This is a genomic window from Candidatus Defluviilinea gracilis (assembly GCA_016716235.1).
In the GTDB taxonomy this organism is placed as follows: domain Bacteria; phylum Chloroflexota; class Anaerolineae; order Anaerolineales; family Villigracilaceae; genus Defluviilinea; species Defluviilinea gracilis.
In genome coordinates this window covers 1,604,173-1,618,706 of record JADJWS010000001.1, presented here as the reverse complement: position 1 = coordinate 1,618,706, position 14,534 = coordinate 1,604,173, and the positions used below count along the sequence as shown (strand labels likewise).

General features: G+C 52.9%; 13 protein-coding genes. 8 read left to right on the top strand and 5 right to left on the bottom strand.

Annotation, left to right across the window (positions count from 1 at the left end):
• Positions 1-204: 204 nt before the first annotated feature.
• The 5 genes from IPM31_07580 to IPM31_07560 form a co-directional block, all read right to left on the bottom strand.
• The gene (locus IPM31_07580; protein MBK9006841.1) at positions 205-1,464 is read right to left on the bottom strand and encodes an ABC transporter permease; all 1,260 of its coding nucleotides are present in this window, start codon (positions 1,462-1,464) and stop codon (positions 205-207) included.
• Between the two features lie 190 nt (positions 1,465-1,654).
• Positions 1,655-2,590 carry an ATP-binding cassette domain-containing protein gene (locus IPM31_07575; protein MBK9006840.1) on the bottom strand — a complete coding sequence of 312 codons (936 nt, stop codon included), beginning with the start codon at positions 2,588-2,590 and terminating at the stop codon, positions 1,655-1,657.
• Between the two features lie 198 nt (positions 2,591-2,788).
• A complete protein-coding gene (locus IPM31_07570; protein MBK9006839.1) occupies positions 2,789-4,672 on the bottom strand; it encodes a tetratricopeptide repeat protein in 1,884 nt (627 codons plus the stop codon).
• A 29-nt stretch (positions 4,673-4,701) separates the two neighbouring features.
• Positions 4,702-5,169: a hypothetical protein gene (locus tag IPM31_07565; protein ID MBK9006838.1), complete on the bottom strand. Its 468-nt coding sequence runs from the start codon at positions 5,167-5,169 to the stop codon at positions 4,702-4,704.
• Positions 5,170-5,404: 235 nt separating this feature from the next.
• Positions 5,405-5,986: a P1 family peptidase gene (locus tag IPM31_07560; GenBank protein MBK9006837.1), complete on the bottom strand. Its 582-nt coding sequence runs from the start codon at positions 5,984-5,986 to the stop codon at positions 5,405-5,407.
• A gap of 65 nt (positions 5,987-6,051) precedes the next feature.
• Between IPM31_07560 and IPM31_07555 the strand changes: the two genes are divergently transcribed.
• The 8 genes from IPM31_07555 to IPM31_07520 all read left to right on the top strand — a co-directional run bounded on the left by IPM31_07555 (position 6,052) and on the right by IPM31_07520 (position 14,461).
• Positions 6,052-6,894, top strand: a complete 843-nt coding sequence (locus tag IPM31_07555) for a hypothetical protein (protein ID MBK9006836.1) — start codon at positions 6,052-6,054, stop codon at positions 6,892-6,894.
• A 157-nt stretch (positions 6,895-7,051) separates the two neighbouring features.
• Positions 7,052-7,753 (top strand): TetR/AcrR family transcriptional regulator, encoded by a 702-nt coding sequence (locus IPM31_07550; GenBank protein MBK9006835.1) that lies wholly within the window; start codon positions 7,052-7,054, stop codon positions 7,751-7,753.
• Between the two features lie 16 nt (positions 7,754-7,769).
• A complete protein-coding gene (locus IPM31_07545; protein MBK9006834.1) occupies positions 7,770-8,999 on the top strand; it encodes an ABC transporter permease in 1,230 nt (409 codons plus the stop codon).
• 165 nt (positions 9,000-9,164) lie between these two features.
• Complete coding sequence (locus tag IPM31_07540; GenBank protein MBK9006833.1) at positions 9,165-10,385, top strand: ABC transporter permease; 1,221 nt, start codon at positions 9,165-9,167, stop codon at positions 10,383-10,385.
• Position 10,386: 1 nt separating this feature from the next.
• Positions 10,387-11,076: an ABC transporter ATP-binding protein gene (locus tag IPM31_07535; protein ID MBK9006832.1), complete on the top strand. Its 690-nt coding sequence runs from the start codon at positions 10,387-10,389 to the stop codon at positions 11,074-11,076.
• Positions 11,073-11,939 (top strand): efflux RND transporter periplasmic adaptor subunit, encoded by an 867-nt coding sequence (locus IPM31_07530; GenBank protein ID MBK9006831.1) that lies wholly within the window; start codon positions 11,073-11,075, stop codon positions 11,937-11,939. Before IPM31_07535 ends, IPM31_07530 begins: the two co-directional genes overlap by 4 nt.
• Positions 11,936-12,748 carry an efflux RND transporter periplasmic adaptor subunit gene (locus IPM31_07525; protein ID MBK9006830.1) on the top strand — a complete coding sequence of 271 codons (813 nt, stop codon included), beginning with the start codon at positions 11,936-11,938 and terminating at the stop codon, positions 12,746-12,748. Before IPM31_07530 ends, IPM31_07525 begins: the two co-directional genes overlap by 4 nt.
• A 318-nt stretch (positions 12,749-13,066) precedes the next feature.
• Positions 13,067-14,461, top strand: a complete 1,395-nt coding sequence (locus tag IPM31_07520; GenBank protein MBK9006829.1) for a hypothetical protein — start codon at positions 13,067-13,069, stop codon at positions 14,459-14,461.
• Positions 14,462-14,534: the final 73 nt, after the last annotated feature.

Here is a 14,534-nt window from a genome sequence, read left to right as displayed (position 1 = left end):
TCCGCAGTTGGCGGGCAGTTGTACTGCCGCCGCCGCAGTGCAACTACGGCGCAACAGGTTCAACTGCGTAAGTCCTATAAGTCTTTTTTTTGGACACGGATAGCACGGAGTTCACGGAGAAAACCATTTAAAAATCCGCGTTTGATCGTGTAACCCGTCAAATCCGTGTACTTAAGAAACAGTGTCTGAGACTCTGCGTCAGATTTACTGTTGCGCGATCCCATTCCGATTGAACAACACGACCGAGGCGGCGAACAACAACGCGCCCATGATGAGCAATGCGGTGACGGGTTCGGTTAGATTCTTCAACGTGCCGCCGAGGGCGAGGGTGACGAAACCGTCCATGCCCCAGGCGTTGGGCGTGATCTTGCTGAGGGTCTGCATGAACGGCGGGAAGTTTTCAAGGCTCATGAAACTTCCGCCGAGGATGCCGAAGATGAGCATGACCGCCGCGCCTGTGCTTCCCACTTGCGCGGGCGTGCGGGCAAAGGCGGTGATCAACATGCCCCAGCCCGTGGCGCCGAAGACTGCGGCGAGGATCAAAACCAAAACGCCAAGCGGGTCGCCCCATTGCACCTGAAAGAAGATCGAAGAGGCGAGGATCAAAACGCCGACCTGCGCGACGCCCATCAAGAAGATTCCCAACACCTTGCCGCCCAACACCTGCGCGTTGGAGGTGGGCGAGATCAACATGCGCGGAAGAGTGCCTTGCGAGCGTTCGGCAAGGATGGAGCGTCCGCCGTACGAGACGGTGTACATGAGGAACATCAACGCCATGCCCGGCGCGAAGTAGGCAAGCAGGTCGAACTCAACGGCTTCCGCGCCTTGGGTGTCGGTCTTGAGCGTGATGGCGGTGGATTCGGATTCGTCCACGTTTGCGAATAACTCTTGCGCTTCGCTCGCCACGTCCTGCGGATTCAACAGTCCGCTTTGCATCAAGCCGACGAGGGAGGTCGTGCCGCTCACGCGCCCTTCTTCGACGCGCGAGAGGAATTCGTCTACGATGGCTTTGATGATGCCCGCGCCTGTCGGACGCGATGGGTTGGCGTACACTTCGATTTGAACGGGAGCAGGCTGAACGGCGGTTGAGTCGAACGTTGTCCCCTCGGCAGGGATGACGCTGTCGGTGAATCCTTGTGGGATGACGATGGCGGCTGAGGCTTGGTCGCTGTCGATTAATCGGCGAGCCGCCTCGGGGTCGGATGAAGTGGTCGGTTCCACCAGGTCTGCCAGATCGGCGGAGTTGAATAATTCTTCGAGCGCGTTGCCCAACTCCTTTTGATCCAAATTGACGATGACGACGGGAATGTCTGAAAGCCCGGTCGAGCCGCCGCTGAAGCGACCCGTCACAAATCCCAGTCCGATGGTGAGCAGGAACGGCGCGAGGAGCATGAAGATGAGCGCGGCGCGGTCGCGGAACATGAGTTTGAGGTCTTTGATGCCGATGAGGAGGAGTTTGAGCATGAGGGGGATCCGGTTGTTAGGAGTTCGGAGATAGGAGATAGGAGATAGGAGTTACGAGTTACATAGTGTGTTGAGGGTTTCAGGTTTCAGGTTACGTGCCTACGTGTTTACGTGTGGAATGTGTGAGGGCTGGAAAGTGGACAGTAGGCAGTGGAAGGTGGAGAGCGGGTCAATCTCTACTTTCCACTCTCTAATCTCTCAGCGCTCTCCCTGTTAAGTGAAGAAAAACCGCTTCAAGATTCGGCTCGCGGATGTCAATCGAGCGGATCTTGATGCCGCGCTCGTTGGCTTTGCCAACCACCGCCGCGAGAATGTCTTTCGCATCGGATGTGATGACGCTGACCTCGTGATCGGTCACATCCGCTTTTTGCACGCCTTCGACTCCGCTCAATGCTTTGGCGAGCGCGTCGGGGTCTTCGTTTTCGCCGATATGCAAAATAAGTGTTTCAGTTTCGCCGACTTGTTTGGTGAGTTCGTCCTGCGTGCCGAGCGCGATGAGTTCGCCATGATCTATGATGCCGACGCGGCTCGAGAGTTCGGCGGCTTCTTCCATGTAGTGCGTGGTGTAGAGAACGGTCATGCCATGTTTGTTGAGGTCTTTGACCGTATCGAGAATCGCCCGCCGCGATTGCGGATCAATGCCGACGGTGGGTTCGTCCATGAACAGCAGGCGCGGCTTGTGAAGCAGACCCACGCCGATGTTGACGCGGCGCTTCATCCCGCCCGAATAGGTTTTGACTCGGTTCTTGGCTTTATCGGTCAAACCGATCTGCTCCAACACTTCATCCACGCGGCTGTTGAGGGACTTGCCACCGAGTCCATACATCTGCCCCCAGAAGACGAGATTCTCTTTTGCGGTGAGGTCTTCGTACAGAGCCAAATCCTGCGGCACGACTCCGATCACGCGCTTGACCGCCATCGGGTCTTTCGTCACGGAATGTCCGCCGATGGTTGCATCGCCAGACGTGGGCGCGTATAACGTGGACAGCATCGAGATGGTCGTCGTCTTCCCCGCGCCATTGGGACCGAGCAGGCTGAAGATCTCTCCCTCTTTGATGTCGAAGGTGATTCCTTTGACGGCGGTGAAGTCTCCGTATTTTTTGACGAGATTTTGGGATTCAAGGATGTTGGGCATGAGAACTCCATGGAATGAACACTACAAACACATACGGAGGGTGGGACAATAGGTTTCAGAAAGAGACAAGGAATCTTCCTCTTGCACGTTTATTCGCCGATGATTGATCTTCAAGTTAGAATCCCCTTCGACTTATTATTCAGTTCGTAAACTGCTTGACGAAATTGCTTCACATAAGGTGATGCCAGATCATTGCTCTCTTAATTTCTTTAATTCATCTTCAGCATGTTTTCTCAACTCTATATCGTTGGAAATTTCCAAAATACGCTCAAAATCTTTGATGGCATCTTCTGTGCGCCCTAACTTCGCGTAGACTGAAGCGCGACTATCGAGAATGTAGTCTGTATCTGGTGCGATGGCTACTGCTTTTTCGCAATCGGGTAATGCGTTGTTGTAATCGCCCAAAGTATAATACTCCCAGCAACGACCATTGTAAGCATCAGGATTATCTGGATTAAGTTTTATTGCATTTGAGTAATCAGCAATAGATTGGTTATGGTCACCCATGTAAGAATAAGCCAGCCCGCGGTTCATGTAGGCGTTGGCAGAATTTGGATTTAGTTCAATTGCTTTGTCGTAGTCTACAATTGCTCGATTATATTCGCCTTGTCTGGCATAAGCAGTCCCGCGGTTAAGGTAAGTTGTAGCAAAATTTGGATTTAATTCAATCGCCATACTGTAATCAGCAATAGCTTGGTCAAGGTCGCCCTTGCGAGAATAAAGCAGCCCGCGATTGTTATAGGCTTCAACAAAATTTGGATCTAATTCAATTGCCTTATTGTAGTCGGCGATAGCTTGGTCGTAACTCCCTTTGACCAAATAGACGTTCCCGCGATTGTAATAAAACTCTGCAGAATTTGGATTTAACTCAATCGCTCTGTTATGGTCAGCAATGGCGCGATCATAATCACCTTTGGCTAAATAGGCATTCCCGCGGTTTGAGTAAGTTTTTGCTGAATTCGGATTTAGTTCAATTGCCTTGTCGTAATCAGCAATAGCCTGGTCATGGTCATTTTTGTAAGAATAAACCAGCCCGCGATTATTGTAAGCTATGTAATAATTTGGGTTTAATTCGATTGCTTTATTCTGATCCGAAAACGCCTTCTTATATTCGCCTTTGTAAACATAAGCCATTCCGCGATTAGTGTATGCTTCAGCATAATTTGGATCTAATTCAATTGCATTATTACTGTCTGTAATAGCGCGGTCAAAGATTCCTTTATTAAAATATGCAATCGCGCGGTTGTTATAGGCTGGCGCATAATCTGGATTTAATTCGATTGTCTTATTGTAATCGGCAATAGCGTTGTCATCTTCTGCCGTGTGAAGAAAGGCGTTTCCGCGAATAAAATAAGCCTCTTCAGTGCCGATTGCCTGTTCGCCGCTTTTGTCAGCAAATTCAATTGAGTTGTTCATGTAAATTATTGCGTCATCAAATTGTTCGTTGAAATATTTATCTGCTCCAAGCGTGAACATGGCTAAATACCCAGCTTGAGCGGGCAATTCCGCAGTGAATATCTTGCCAAAAGTCACGTTATCAGGTTCGGTAAGGCTTAATTGCGCACCTTCCCGATTGGAAATATCGCCTTTTAATATTTTTATGCGTTCAATACGTGGCGTTATAGTTAATGAATCGTACCATCCCCAAACCATCAGTGTAGCGTTATATGCTTCTCCAACAGGTTTTACTGTATTGTCGTTAACCACCTCTTGCAGGCGTTCAACTCTTATGTCTAATTTATCTTTTTCCGCTTGTACCCTCAATTGTTCGTAAATGTATTGTGCTGGGTCAATTCCCTCATATTTTCCATCACTACGATTATCAAAATCTGCTATGATAATAAGCGATTGGTCAGTAGACGCAGTCGCAAATGGAGGTTCTGTGGGAATAAATGTTTGCAATGTTGGTATATTGAACATTGCAGCAAAAGTACATAAGCCAATCGAAATAACAATTGCTCCAATTACCCACGCCCATGACGGTAAATGAATGACCGCTTGAATCACATTCTTGACGACACCATGCTCCACCTTGATTTCCTGTTTTGTATGATCATCATTTTGTGAATCCATCATTACCTCCTTTATCACTACTAAAGAATCTACTTTTTAATTTGTTTGACGCCTTGAATTCGACTGTTATTATCTGCTTTAATAGTTTGCTCGCCGCTTCCGTTTATTTTTTGTGTCACATCTTTGACCCAGCTTTTGCGATTAGCTAAAACTCTTTGCACAGCACTTTGTCCCCCCAATAGATCAAATAACTCTTGTGCCAATTTTGGATTCTCTTTCAACTTTTCTGTAAGTGCAACCGCCAATAAAGTTTGTCGGGATTCGTCTTTTGGTTTTGCAGAAACCATAAGAGCTGCACCTTTTATGTCTGCATCATTTTCAAAATAGATTTTTATCTTGTTCCATAACTCTTGCGCCAGATTCCAGGCTTCTTCCCCGCTTTTTTCGCTTACAACGTCTACTATTTTCTTGCTTGTTGTCGCTCCAATTTCAATCAGAAACGGCATAAAAGGCGCCAACGCGGTTGTAATCGCTGCTGCAATTAATTCAATGTTCATAACATAATCTCCTCTTTCATTAGGTGAGACATCTTCAAGATTGATTAGTGTGTACTAACAACTCAAATTAAGTATGGTTTTTTGCGACACAATGTGTTTCTAATCAAGCCAAAGTACATTGGATTTTGTAAGGTAAATGCCTGATAATCCCTCGATAAATCTTTATGTACACACCTACATATTATATACCCGTGGAAAGTATACGACAATTGAATACTATCGAAAACTCCGCCGATTATTTACTTAACCTATTGTACCTCCTCAACACCTCCCTCGCCTCCTCATGCGGCAGAGCCTTCACCGTGAAACCGTTATGCCCCGTCATATCCTCCGCCGCGACCATTGAATTGATGATCGCCTCCTCTGTCGCAAAGACCGACGCGGCGAACAGCGGATTGAGATGCTCGTTATCGAGCGCGCGCAGATCGGCGAGTCCGTTTTCTTTGCCGAGCGCGATGTTCGGGTTGGCGGTCGAGAACGCGAAAAAAATATCGCCCGAACCGTTGCCGCCCAGCGAGCCCGTGCGCGCCATGCCGAGCGTTGCGCGTTTTGCGATCCGCTTGAGTTGATGCGGCAACAGCGGCGCGTCCGTCGCCAGCACGACGATCAGCGAGCCGTCATCGTGATACGGGTTTTCGCCGCCCGACCACACCGCGCCCTCTTTCAAATGATTCCCAACGGGCGCTCCCGCCACCGTGAATTGAAACCTCGACCCAAAATTGGATTGCGCGAACGCGCCGACAGTCCACCCGCCGAATTTTTCAGGAAGTTTTCGGGATGACGTCCCGCTCCCGCCTTTGAACTCGTAACAGATCATCCCCGTCCCGCCACCGACGCTTCCTTCCGCGATTGAGCCTTCATCTCCCTGCTATAATCCCGCCCATGTCCACGCTTCGCAACACGCTTCGCAACTTCTGGACGCGCGACTCGTCCATACTCCTCGGCGGGTTCATCCTCACGGTCTTCCTGATCGTTTACATCTGGTGGCCCCTTGCGGAAGAATACCTCAAGTACGTGGATTGGAACGGCGCATGGTGGCGAACCATGGACTGGCTCTTGCTAGGCATCTTTGGGTTCATGTCGGTGACGATCATCGCGCGGGCAAACCTCAAAACCGACCTGCTCATTATCTTCGTTGGCATCTGCGGCGGGCTGGCAATCGAATCGTGGGGCACACAAACGAATCTCTGGCATTACTACACCGCCGAACGTCCGCCGTTGTGGATCATCCCCGCCTGGCCCATCGCATCACTCTCGATAGACCGCATCACACGCGCAATTCTTTTTCTTACCACAAAGGACACAAAGGTCACGAGGGATTTAAAAAAGAATTCCTTTGTGTACTTCGTGTCCTTTGTGTTAAATTTTAAAACACTGTACTGGATCGTTTTCGCCTCCTTCCTGACCTTGATGCTGGTCTTCGTTGCCCCAACATTCGACAAGTCTTTCACCTGGCTCGCGCTACTTCTCTCCATTCTCCTCATTCTCACACCAACCGATCACCGCTATGCCATCCTCACCTTCATCGCTGGCTCAGGGCTGGGATATTATCTCGAACTGTGGGGAACCACGCGCGAGTGCTGGACGTATTACACGTTTCAAACTCCGCCGCTGTTTGCGGTCCTCGCGCATGGGATGGCGGCGGTTGCGTTTTGGCGGGCGGGGTTAACGGTGAAAACGGCGTGGGGAAATTTGCGCAAAAAATTCTCCCTGGGCGGCGCATAGCGAGAGAGCTATCAGGCGTGAGACGATGGGCGGAAAACGAGCGCGGTCTGCCGTCTGTGGGCGGAGGCGAGGCAATAAATCCGCGGGCGGACCAGGGGTCAATCGGAAAAGACGCGGGAACGTATCCCCTTGACACACACACGAATCGTCGTAGAATGTGACCATCAAGTCACATGACCACGAGGTCATATCCGCGATGCCCAAGCAGACCTTCCACAACCTCCCCAACGAAAAGCGCGAGAAGATCGTCAACGCCGCCATCGAAGAATTCGCCGAGTACGGTCTGGAGAACGCCTCCACGAACCGCATTGTGGCGAATAGCGGAATCGCCAAGGGAAGTTTTTATCAATACTTTGCGGACAAACTGGACGTTTTCAATTATTTGATGGATGTGGTGGCGCGTGAAAAAACGGAATTTTTCAAAGACAAGCGCCCGCCCGGCAGGAACCTGGACACCTTCGAATATTTCCGCTGGATGATCAAGGCCGCCATGGAATTCAATTCCGCTTACCCTCGCATGGCGCAAGCCGCCAGCCGCGTGTTATTCGTCGAAGGCTTGTATTACGGGGCAAAATTTGCCGAATACCACGAGCAAGCGAAAGAGGCGCTGACGGCGATGATCAAGCAAGCCATGAAGAACGGCGAAGTGGACCCGAGTGTGGATGTGGAATTGGCGGTGATGATCATGGAAACATGGAGCAACGCCATCACGACGTATATCATCAGCGAAGGCATGAAACAAAAAGATATTATCAAATGGGTGCGTTCGGCGAAGACACGGGAAAAGATCGATAAGATGCTGTATGTGATGGAATACGGTTTACGCAAAACCGAATCGGAATTCAAAAAGAGTTTTTAGCAAAAGGAAACACATCATGACTCTTTATCTCCGCCTCGCCTGGCGCAACATTTGGCGACACCGCCGCCGCACGGTCATCATTGTTTTGGCAATGGGGCTGTCGCTCGCGTTGATGATGTTCTACGATGGTTTGCTGGACGGCTTCAACAAAGCCATTGCCGGCAACGCGGTGCGCGTGCTGGGCGGCAATGTGCAAGTCCATGCGCAAGGCTATCGTGAAAAGGTGGATAGCAACCCGCTTCTTCCATTGAAGGATGATTCATCTGTCGTGGAAGCCGCGCTAGCACAGCCGGATGTAACCGCCGCCTCGCGTCGCATTCAGACGGGCGGGCTGGTCAGCAACCCTGAGGGCGCGTTCCCCCTCAACGTGATCGGCATCGAGGCGAGCGCGGAGGCGCCGGTCAGCTTGATCGCCGAACACATCGACGAGGGTCGCTGGCTCGCAGACGATGACCGAGATTCGGTCTTGATCGGGCGCGGGCTGGCGGAGGCGCTATCCATCATGCTCGGCGACCGTATCACCGTGGTGGGGAGCGACATCCACAAACAGAACCGACAGCGCACGATGACCGTGATCGGGATTTACGATATCGGCTTGCCGTCGTTCGAAAAAGGCGCGGTGTATATTTCGCTCGCCGAGGCGCAAAGCCTGTTCAACTTACGCGGACAATCCACCGAGGTGCAGGTCACGCTCGACCAGGTCGGCTCAGAATCACAGGTGGTCGCCGCGCTTTCTTCATTCCTCTCGGGGTATGAAGTGGAATCGTGGGAACAAAATTATCCCGAACTGGGGAATGCCATCGGGCAGAAAACCGCCGTGATGGATATTTTCAGCGTGGTGATCGTGATGATCGCCGGCATCGGCATTTTGAATCTCCTGCTTATGGCGGTCTACGAGCGGACGCGCGAGATCGGTCTGCTGGGCGCGATGGGATTCAAGCCCCGCCAGATCGCTGCCACCTTCATTATGGAAGGCGCGCTGATCGGCATAGTCGGCGCGATGGCTGGCATCGTCCTGGGGCTTTTGATCAACGGGAGCATGGCGCAGGTTGGCATGGATTACAGCCAATTTGCCGGCATGACCGAATATATGGCGCTCATCAGCGGCAAGGTTTACCCCACCCTCGGGGTGGACAACATCGGCAACCGCGCGATGGTCGTTGTTGTCATCGCTATTGTTGCGGCGTTGATTCCGGCTGTCATCGCCTCGCGGCGCGAGCCTTCCGAGGCGTTACACCACGTGTAAGGATTTGCTTCTTCCTTCTTTCGCGCAATCGATCACCGAGGGCGCGCGCTGTTCCGAAGGGTTGGGCATAAGCCCAACCTGATTCACGAGAACCTTCGGGACGTTCCGCACAAGGCGAGTCAACGAAAGAAGAAAGAGGAAAGATACCAAAGCAAAGAGATTCTTATGATCCAACTATTCAAACTAGCCTATCGCAACATCGGGCGCAATAAGACCCGCTCCCTGCTTTCCTCGCTTGCCGTCGCCGGTGGGATGGCGTTACTGCTCCTCATGGTCTCGGTTCTCGAAGGCGAAATGCGCGGCGCGCTGGATAACACCATCCGCTTGCAGAGCGGGCATTTGCAGATTCGACCCGCATCCTACGAAGAGGGAAAGATCAGCCTGAAATGGGATGACCTGATCGCCGACCCGGAGGCTGTGGCGCAAACGATCAAAACGCTTCCCGAGGTGATCACCGCCACGCCGCGCCTGATCGCCAGCGGGATTCTCTCTCTCAGCGATGAATCGAAAGGCGTGCAAATCATCGGTATCGACCCGACTTCGGATGCAAACCTGCCATTCCGCGAGGGCTTGCTCGACGGTGAATTTATCCATCCTGACGACCGCGAGGGCATCATGATCGGCAACACCCTCGCCGAAAAATTGAAACTCGTCGTCGGCGACGCGGTCAACCTGCTGGTCAACACCTCCAACGGCGATATAGACGAGCAATTGTTCACCGTGCGCGGCATCTTCACCACGCGCACGCCCGGTTTCGACGAACTCAATGTGCTGATGCCGATCTCGAAGGCGCAGGCATTCACTGTGACAGAAAATCATGCCAGCACAATTTTTGTCCTGTTACAGAAGAACGAACAAGCGGAACCGGTGGCGCAGGCGCTACAATCGTCGCTCTACAAGGCGCTCACCTGGCAGGACCAGAATGAATTCATCACTCAATTCGAGGATTATGCCGGCGCATTTATGATCGTGTTGTACCTGATCGTGCTGGGCATCACTGCCACCGTCGTCACCAACACCCTCGTCATGGCGGTGTTCGAGCGCGAGCGCGAGATCGGCATCCTCGCCGCCATCGGCATGAAGGGGCGCGGCATTATGGCGCAGTTCCTCGCTGAAGCCGCCCTGCTCGCCACCGGCGGCGTGATCGGCGGACTCCTCATCGGCGGCGCAATGGTCGCATATTTCACAGTCAATGGAGTTTATATCGGCGACTACGGAATCACCGGCGTGCTCTTTGAAGATCGCATCTATGCCCACCTGACGCTCGAAAACACAATTGTGCTGGGCATTGTCACATACCTCATTACGCTTGCCGCTTCGTTATATCCTGCCATGCTCGCCGCGCGTATGGAACCTGTCGAAGCGTTACATGGAATGGGAGGCTGAAATGGAAGTCACAAAAGTAATCGACGCGACGCGCGTCTACAAAATTGGCGAAGTGGAAACGCGCGCCCTGCGCGGCGTCAACCTCTCCATCACAAGCGGAGAGTTCTCTGCCCTCGTCGGTCCATCGGGCTCGGGCAAAACCACCCTGCTTCAACTCATCGGCTTGCTCGACCAGCCCACCAGCGGACAAGTCTTCGTCAACGGGCAGGACGCCACGCACTTGAATCGCAACCAACGCGCCGACCTGCGAAAACATTCCATCGGGTTTGTCTTTCAATTTTTCGCGCTCATCCCAACGCTCACCGCTTACGAAAACGTGGAGATGCCATTGTTATTGAACGGCGCCAAAGGCGGAGACCGCAAGCGGCGCGTCAACGAAATGCTGGAGGCGGTTGGACTCTCTGACCGCGCCCATCACCGCCCCGATCAACTTTCAGGCGGACAACAACAACGCGTCGCCGTCGCCCGCGCGCTTGCCACTCGCCCCACGCTGATCCTCGCCGACGAGCCAACAGCAAACCTCGATACCGAGAACGGCAAACAAGTGATGGATATCATGCAACGCTTGAATCAAGAGACCGGCGTCACGTTCGTGTTTGCCACGCACGACCCGCGCGTGATCGGTTACGCCAACCGGGTGATCACGCTGGAAGACGGTCTCATCGTGAAAGACGCCGGGATCACAACATGAAAACATCAACTCGACGCGCAGAGCGGCGGAACAGCGCCCCTCTTTCATGCACTCGAAACGCGCTCATTGTGATCGTCATTCTCCTTGGGTGGGTTCTTTCAGCCTGCGGTTCGGCATCTACACCCGCGCCCATTCCCACCATCGCGCTTGATGGCGGCAACACGCCGCCGGATCAACAAACGGAAAGCGGAAATGCGATCGACGCGTCGGGAATCATCGTCCCTGTTCGTCAGGCGCGGCTGTCGTTTCCATCTGTCGGCAAAGTGGCGGAGGTGAAGGTCAAGGTTGGCGACGAGGTCAAAGCGGGCGATGCGCTGGTCGCGCTCGACGCATCGCTGTTGCGAGCAAAGGTCAAAGAGGCGGAAGCGAATCTGGAGGCGGCGCAGGCTCACGTCCGATTTTTGACGCGGAATAAAACGGATCAAGTCCATCTCGATCAAGCCCATGCCGAAGTCGAACGGATGCAAGCGTTGCTCGATTCAGCCAACGCGACACTCAACGCGCAATCCACGCTCCTCGCGCCGTTCGATGGCGTGATCGTGGATGTGGATATTGCCGTTGCAGAGATCGTCACGCCGGGGCAGATCGTGATCGTGCTGGGCGATCTCTCGGGTTTTCACATCGAAACAACCGACCTGAGCGAACGCGACGTGACGAGGATACAGCCCGGCGATTCAGCCTCTATTTTTATCGAGGCGCTGAACGAAGAATTCGCCGGCGCAGTGATCGGCATGGACCGCATCGGCTCGACGCTCGGCGGCGACGTGGTTTTCACGGTGACGATCGACTTCAACGACCAGCCGCAAGGCTTGCTCTGGGGCATGAGCGCGGATGTGGAAATTCAGGCGAGCGAGCAAGAATGAAGCAAACTCGTTTGGTTATTCGTTTTGTTTTGATCGTTGCCTTGGCAATGGGTATGCTCCCAATGCGCGGCGTTTTCGCCTTGCCGTTGGCGCAAGGATCGATCGTTGCCTCGGCTGTGTTCGTCCCCGCGCAAGTTTCAAAATTGGGATTCGTTGCATCGGGCTTGGTCAAAGAAGTTTTGATAAAAAAAGGCGATTCGGTGAAGGCGGGTGATGTGTTGATCACGCTCGACGCGCCAGAATTGCAATTCACCGTCACCGCCGCCGAAGCCGCGCTCCGCTCCGCGCAGATCAACGCTGAACTTCAACGGTATGGCCGCATCAAAGAACAGCGCAACGGAAAAATTTTTTGGACGCAACTGCCCAAGGAATACATCGAGATCGCGGATATTCAAGTAAAGCAAGCTCAAGCCGCGCTGGAAATTGCGCAAGCCGCTTTGGCGCAAACCAGCCTCGCCGCGCCGTTCGAAGGAGTTGTCGCTTCAGTGGATATTGCCCAAGGTGAATTCATTGAACAGGGGCGAGTCGCCGTCACACTTGCCGCGTTGAACGACCTGCGCGTCGAAACCACAGATTTGAGTGAACGCGACATAGCGAAAGTGAACGTCGGCGATTCGGCAACAGTATTTGTGGAATCGTTGAATCAAACGGTTAACGGAACGGTGATCGCCATCTCGCCTGTCGCAAACACAGTCGGCGGCGATGTGGTTTTCAAGGTCGCGATTGAATTGGACGAACAGGTTCAAGGCTTGTTGTGGGGCATGACCGCGGAAGTAACGATCGGTGAACAAGTAGCCCGCGAGCAGTGATCGTCAACCAGATATACCGCGCACGGTCACAAATTGCGGTCTTGTAAAACGGAAAATTGAACCGCGAAGCGCGCCAAGATAAAGGCATTTACTTTGCGTTCTTTGCGGTCTTTGCGGTAAGAACAAAGCGCAGAAAGCGACCGTGGTTCAGTATAGCAGTGGCGCGGCTGATTTATAATCAGCGCGTCTCTTTTTGTTCTCTCTCTTGCGAAAGTCTCTTTGTCACAGTAAAAAAAGAGATTTTCTCAATGGACTTTGCGACGAAATAAAACTGATGTATACAAGAGATCTATTCTGAAACTTGAAATTGGAGCACACATGACCCTCCCCACCAAGATCACCGTCATCGGCGCAGGCTCGGCATCGTTCGGCGAGAACACGCTCTCCGCCATCATGCGCTCGCAAAAACTCAAAGGCTCCACGCTCGCGCTCGTGGATCGCAACGCGGACACTCTCGACATCGTCCAGCGGCTCGCGGAACGCCTCAACCGCGAATGGGATTCGCAGTTCACGATCACCGCGCACACGAATCATTTGGACGCATTGAGCGATTCAAATTTTGTCGTCAATGCCATCGAAGTGGGCGCGCGCGAAAATTTATGGCAACGCGATTTTGAGATCCCAATTCAATATGGCGTGCGTCAGCCCTACGCTGAAAACGGCGGACCAGGCGGCTTCGCGCACGCCGCGCGCAACATCGGTCCCATCATGCAGATCGCGCGCGATATGGAACAGGCTTGCCCCGACGCGTGGTTCGTCAACTTCACCAATCCGATGATCCGCATTTGCGACGCGGTCAATCGTCACAGCAAAATAAAAAGCGTCGGCTTGTGTCATCAAATTTATGCGGGCTATGTGATGGTCGGCGTTGCGTTGGCGAAAGACCTCGGCATCGAAATCCCCGAAGGGCTCACGGGCGTCCATGCGGCGGTGGATCAACATCCGCTGCAACAACGCGTGCGCGAGCAGATCGTTCCCCTCATTGACATCCGCGCGGCGGGATTGAATCACTTCACGTGGATTCTCTCCATGCACGACAAACGCACGGGCGAGGATTTATATCCGCTCTTCAAACAACGCTTCTTTCAACTCGACGGGCAGTTTGAGCCGCTGACCCGCGACATTTTCTCAGCCTTCGGCTTGTTCCCCGTCCCCGGCGATACTCACCTCTGCGAATACCTCCCCTGGATGAGCGACTCGCAAACCAAACCCTGGGAACATTACAACATCCGCCTCTACGATTGGGAGTTGTTCGAATCGGTCCGCGGCTTTCAACTACATCGCCTCGATGAAATGGCGAAAGGCGACGCGACCATCGAAGGCTTGCTAAATACCGACAGTGAAGGCGCGTTGGAAATGATCGAGAACATCGCTGGCGCGGGAAGTCATTATCACCTCGCCGCGAATCTTCCTAACGTTGGGCAAATTGCCAATTTGCCGTTGGGCGCATCCGTTGAAACGCCCGTGCAAGTCAACGGCGCGGGGATTCATCCCGTCCACGTCGGCGCATTACCCGAACCCATCGCAGAATTATGTCGCCGCGAAATCACTGTCGCGCAATTGTGTGTTGATTCGGTTGTGGAAGGAAATCGAGAGAAAGCATTGCAATGTCTTCTGCTCGACCCCGTCATTACAGACATTGATACGGCAAGAAAAATACTTGACGATTATCTAACGAGTTACAAAGAATATCTTCCACAGTTTTGGAAGTAGGCCGTATGTCGTGCTGAGCGTAGCGAAGCATCTCTGCTGATAACGCCAGAGACTCTTCGCTGGCGCTCAGAGT